The organism is Methylobacterium sp. 001424705 (genome assembly GCF_059816145.1).
In genome coordinates, this window is sequence record NZ_JCBANU010000057.1 from 1 (window position 1) to 5,666 (window position 5,666).

Consider the following 5,666-nt stretch of genomic DNA (forward strand, 5'->3'; position numbering starts at 1 on the left):
GAACGCTGATCCACGAGGAAAGTGCAGCGAGGATCAAGAAGGGGTTAGCAACGAAATGTAAGGCGCATCCAAGAAGGGACTTTTTGGGACACGGAAGAGAAACTCCATGAGGATTCCCCTGGCCCGCGAGTGCCCAACGGCATCTCCAGCGCGCGTGTGGAAGGCAGCCCGACGCCTGTAATCCTCCAATCTAAGGGTAGTGCTGGAAAGTCCCCGATACCGGATCATCCTCGGTGAACCCCGCAGTGCATGTCAAGAGCGCACCAGGGTTCAATTCAGCATAAAACCGAAAGGCGGAGAATTGGGAGAAGTGGGCGGTAGATAATCATCCCGTTTCAGCAATGGCCGACTGCTCAAAGCGGGGGCGTGCCATAAGTAGTGCCGCGAAGATAATCATTGTTTACCGTAATCTTCGTGGCGAAACAGGCGCATTGTTGTCCGAGCGATGAATCTGATAACGAAAGATTTACATGTGGTCTAACCAAGTCGAGCTTGGAAAAAATAGGTTAAAGACGCTGGTGACGGAGTCCGACCACCAAGTATCTCGAATATACGGCCATCACGGAGTGCGCTTGGAATGCGAATTATTTTCCCGCCTGCTACCTTCCTACGTCGGTTAGTTTCTTCAATAGCGGCGACTAAGGCGTGTTGGAAAAACCAAATTTCGTATTTTCCCCTTACCCAGAGCTTTGCAGTGGATAGATCAAGCTGCCTACGCCACCTCAGAACGTCTGAAATATCAGGCGTACGTCCGTTCACTACGACTTTCTTTTTAAATTCCGCGAACCCTCTGATACAGTATTCAGGAAGACCCGAAGATAGTGTTATAACCCCTTTCAAACCATTTGTATTCTGAAGGTTTGGTTTGCATCCGGCTTGCTTTGCTGCGATAATCCACGCCATCAATGGGCGAACCTCGACATATAACTTTGCCAGTCCATTCGAGATAATTGACTCTATCCTACTAAATTCAGGATCAGCACGCGAAAGTCGGACGACATCTTCCAAGAGTATACGAGTCGAGATAACTGTAGAAATTTCATTTTCAATGGAATAATTATCGGTAATATAGGTAAATTCATCTATTGCGACCTGAGTGCCTAGATAGTCGTCGAAATCTCTGTCTACAAAAAAGAAGCAAGATGAAGCGTCGTATCCATCTGAATTAATCGACTCGCGAACCTCCACTACATTCTTTTTTCCTCCACAATCGTAAATATTCACTAATTTATCCCCTACCCACCGCCTTGCCTCCGGCATAAAAAACAAACTGTCTTCCTCTCCTTCAAAGAAGAAATGGTAAGATGTAGGCGATGGATCATACAAAATCCTGAACTGATGCAATGCGACAATGTCAGATTTAGCTTCTTCGCTGAGATAGAGGGCATAATCGTCCACTTCAATTAGCTCCAGACGATGTTGAGGTGCGCATCCGTAAGTCAACTGCGCATTTTTTTAAGCTATTCTGATAAATGAACGGACTATGCGTGACAGATAGTATGAAGCTACAATGATTAGACTCAAGTATATCAGTTAGAAATCGTTTTTGCCATGGCACTGATAGTGAAAGCTCAGGCTCGTCAATGATAACGATTTGATTGTCAGCGTCATCAAGGTATAAGTGAGAGAACAAAGAAACCACCTGCTTTTCGCCCGAAGAAAGCATACTCAGATCAAGGGTCCTGCCTCTATCGTCAATAATTTCGATAGTAAATTTTGTGTCGTCATACACGAATTGCTTACCCGGCCGAAGATAGGCATTGCACACTTCAACAAAAGCGGAAATTTCAGTTTCCTGAAACGATATATCCGTACTCGCGCTCATTAGACGCGAAAAATAATGAGCTAGGTACAGATCGTTTACTTCCATCTCCCGGCGTTTCTTTCCTTTCATCCCTAGAATCTTTTTTCGAAGAAGCTCCTTATCTTCATCATTGAGGACCTGCTCGCTTACTCGTCCAAGGATTACAGCAAGTTCTTCTTCATCAAGACCTGAGATTTGCGAAGGAGAATACTGGTCCGCCGTACCCCTGATCACGTCTCTTAGATACAAGCCTGACAAATTATTGAATTGCGCGAGAGAATAATCCCTCAAATATCGGCATTTGGAGTCTATGTTCGAACGAACATCCTCCATTCCGAAGCTGACCAGATCGACATAGTGTTTTGCGGATCGTGTAAGACCCAAAGGAGTGCCCTCTCGATGCGCCGATTGAAGGCGACTTTCGAGATCAGGAAAAATCTCTTTGAGGTCTTTTTCAATGCGTCGGTATGTAGGCAAATATAGAGTTCTTCCGGGAAGCTTTTCGGCAAGCTGCTTTTCGACGCTAAATCTCGGGGTAGCAAATATATCGTCGTCTTCATAATTAGAAAATCGGCGCATTACATACATTTGAAGATGTCGAACCTCTTCAATTGGGATGCTCAGGGTATTAGCGAACATTTCCCTTGATCGATGGTTCATCTTTCTTGAAGAAATGAATTCCTCAAGAAGTCCCTCAACACGTAGTTTCTCCATATGTGATGTGATTCGCGACGAAGGGCTAAGCTTCCCAATCACGCGATCTAGCTGAGATAATCCCGTAATATCAGCTTTAGCTGCTCTGATTTCATGATCCCCAAACCAGAGTCCGACCTCAGCAAAGTCGTACTGTGCAAGTCTACTCCATTGTCGAGAAATAAAAAAATAAAATATATTTGTTACACTACTTTTTCCTATGCCGTTCGGCCCTACCAGGATCAATGCGTTGCTTTCAATCGGAAGCGTTATGTCACGATTACCGAATAGTCCTCTAATTTGAAACTTAGTTGGTCTTTGCATTCCATCCTCTTAGATATGATCGGACGAAAACGAAGCAGCCTTCGGATCGGCGAGTTCAAGCGATCCTAGCTACAAAACCTCGGAATGGCATCTACAAAGGGGGAGGATGATCGCCGAAACGAGCGATTTCGGCGCCAATCTGAAGAATGATTAGATGCCTATCGCCCTTCTCGGGTAGGCATCCGATCGGATTCGATCGAAGGTGTGGTAGCCCGCGAAATCAAAGTATTTACGGAACGCGGTCGCAATAAAAGTACGTGATCGCGAATGCTACTCTGCCTTATTGGTCAAATAATTTTCAGGCGCATCAGCGCTTAGATCGTAGCAAGTCTTTGGCGAACAGCAGCATAATCAAGTGCAGCTTCCGCTTCAAAATTTTCCACCTCGGCTCGCGTACGGGCGAGATCGAGTTGAAGCTGTTCGAGTTCGAGTTCTTCGCGCCGGTCGCAGTACAACAGTTGGATGAACTCGGATGATGCAGGAGTTGCACCAAACCGTTCGAGCGCGCCTAAAATCTCAGCGTACATGTCGGCGGGTATTTTGTTGGGATCAATGTAGTCTTTGATGATCTCTTGTGCTCTCATGGTGCCTCTATCGTCTTTTCATGTAGCTGTAATGTTTAGGTGTAATCATCGGAACAGAAGCGCGAACAGCATGCCGGTAGCCTCGTCCGAGAACGAGAATACCGGCTGGCCAGAATCTCGGTTCATGCAGCGGCTCCATCGGTGTCCTTGCTGGTGCTGCACGTTCTGACGACACCACGCCTGCGGTGCCTGCCAACGAGTCTGTAGCTGTTTGTCCGTAGCGATCGGCAGCAGCCACACCTGATGCTGTTGCGGCTCATCTGTGGACGCATGAGGATCATGCAGGAGCACTGCCGCTCGCGCTTGGAGCTTGGCCAGATCGAACGGCGGCTTCATCCCTGAAGACCTCTCCGATAGACCAACCCTTTGTACCCACCTCTTGCGGTGATCGAAGCAGCATACGCGGCGAGATGGATCGGAGCGCACCGTTTCAGGCCGTTGGCACTCGCGAAGGCGAAGTGCACGTGCGCGTGGATGTCATTCTGAACCAGCGCAGACGGGAAGTTCTCAAGGCGAATGTCGACCAAAGGCTCGATCGCATTGAGGAGCGTGACCTCGTGAACGCGGCCGAGATCGAGCACGCCGTGGAACGTCGCCAACCATGCTGTGCCGTCGAACGAGGGCAAGAAACATCCGAGGCAGCGAATGCTACTCCAGCGCTCATGCTCGCGCTGGCGGCGATCGAAGGCGCGACGCAGCGTGATCCGAGTCTGGTTGATCTCTTCCAGAAGGCTGTCAGGGCCTGAGCAACGCGGCACACGAATCTGGACCTTGCGCAGCATGAAGTTGCTCTGTCCCGTCGCCCAGACCGATGCCGCATCCGCCATGATACGGGCGCGATGGCGTCGGCAGCGGTCGCAGCACGGGGAGCGACACCAGTTCCAATGTCCCGCGAGGGTTCGAGTCCCGCATAGCTGGAGCTTCAAGCGAAGTGACTTGGAAGCTGCATTGGCATTGATAATCTTAGTTGTTGTTCTCATGTCCGCCTTGATGTGGATAGTATCTCTATTTATATCTCCCCACACAGTAAATTATCTCAGAAGCTACGTCTCCATGCCTCATCACTCGCCTCGGGATTTAGAAATACTGTAAATCATATTTTGTTTGGCATTCTCCGCTCGCATGAAATATTATGTCTATACAAAATAAATCTGGCATAAATCTTTGCCTATAAGATTCAGTTCGGTACCGTGAGGCATCCATCGAACTAAGGTATACGGATATATACCATGATTATTTACTGGCGGGTAGGTCGAATCCTGGCATTGCACGTCAGCGGAACGTGGAGTCACCTGTGTACGCAGATACAGCTTACGACACCGAATTAAACAGGCCCTGGCCACAAGGCTCAGGCCCATTCGCAGATCGAAAGAGTGACGGCAAGAACAGATTGCCGTTCGATTTTGACTACGTTCATCATCCATCGAATCATAGAAAAACAAGCATCACTGCGGAACAACGCATCGCTGCCGCTGCCTCTTGGGAGGCTTGGGACAAAAAGAAGTTTGGCGCCCCCCCGAAATCCGTTTTCGAGGACTTCCCTACGGCCCCCTGGGTTTATAGAGCATTGTGTGAGCATATTCTCGGTGGGGCTCAGAATCTGAAGAATATGCGTTGCCTTGAGCCAGCATGCGGTCGAATGTATAGTTCAGACGCTCTTTGGGACTATTTTGGGAGTGTTCGTTCGTCGGATATTGGTGAATACGGATTTGGTGGGCGCTACAATTTCCTTGATAAAGATTATCCGGGCGATAGTTTTGATTGGGTAATCACAAACCCACCCTTCTCTCGATGGGAGGATTTTGCGCTTGAGGCTCTTAGAGTTGCAAGCCGTGGCGTAGCGTTTTTAGGCCCTTTGAACATGCTATGTACTTTGCAGCGATACAATCGCCTCTACCAAGCCAATCCACTTTCGATGGTCTGTGGGATGGTAGAAAGGATACAAATCCGCGATGAATTAGTCGTGGAGAAATCGGGTCAAACTCTGGAATATGCTTGGTTTATATGGATGAAACAGCCTGATTCAAAAATCAATTTGCGATTTCAGGTTCCTCCTTGTCGAGGAGTTTTGGAGCAGCCAGCCGACTACATATACCGGGTTTGAGTACTACTCCGTGACACCACTCGCTCCTGCCTGATACAGAAGCCCTCCTTCACCCTCACTCTCCGCCTGTTCCAAAAACCTCCTCGGCATCGAACCCTCTGCCTTCCGGCTAACTCGTTGTTTTTCCTACTCCCACGTTTTCAGTACTTCGTCGCCT

Annotated in this window: 6 protein-coding genes; 1 reads left to right on the forward strand and 5 read right to left on the reverse strand. The window is 48.5% G+C overall.

Features of this window, described 5'->3' with window-relative positions:
• Window positions 1–477 precede the first annotated feature (477 nt).
• The 5 genes from AC6EUL_RS22485 to AC6EUL_RS22505 form a co-directional block, all read right to left on the reverse strand.
• Complete coding sequence (locus tag AC6EUL_RS22485; protein ID WP_499872819.1) at window positions 478–1,398, reverse strand: DUF4435 domain-containing protein; 921 nt, start codon at window positions 1,396–1,398, stop codon at window positions 478–480.
• 1 nt (window position 1,399) lies between these two features.
• The gene (locus AC6EUL_RS22490; protein WP_499872821.1) at window positions 1,400–2,821 is read right to left on the reverse strand and encodes an AAA family ATPase; all 1,422 of its coding nucleotides are present in this window, start codon (window positions 2,819–2,821) and stop codon (window positions 1,400–1,402) included.
• Window positions 2,822–3,135: 314 nt separating this feature from the next.
• Window positions 3,136–3,405: a hypothetical protein gene (locus AC6EUL_RS22495; RefSeq protein ID WP_499872823.1), complete on the reverse strand. Its 270-nt coding sequence runs from the start codon at window positions 3,403–3,405 to the stop codon at window positions 3,136–3,138.
• Window positions 3,406–3,450: 45 nt separating this feature from the next.
• On the reverse strand, window positions 3,451–3,741 hold the full coding sequence (locus tag AC6EUL_RS22500) for a hypothetical protein (protein WP_499872825.1): 291 nt from the start codon (window positions 3,739–3,741) through the stop codon (window positions 3,451–3,453).
• Complete coding sequence (locus AC6EUL_RS22505; protein ID WP_499872827.1) at window positions 3,738–4,187, reverse strand: hypothetical protein; 450 nt, start codon at window positions 4,185–4,187, stop codon at window positions 3,738–3,740. The genes AC6EUL_RS22500 and AC6EUL_RS22505 overlap by 4 nt, the downstream gene beginning before the upstream one ends.
• Before the next feature lie 512 nt (window positions 4,188–4,699).
• On the opposite strand from AC6EUL_RS22505, the gene AC6EUL_RS22510 reads away from it, so the two are divergent.
• Entirely contained in the window at window positions 4,700–5,509 is an 810-nt protein-coding gene (locus AC6EUL_RS22510) for a hypothetical protein (protein WP_499872828.1), read from the forward strand.
• Window positions 5,510–5,666: the final 157 nt, after the last annotated feature.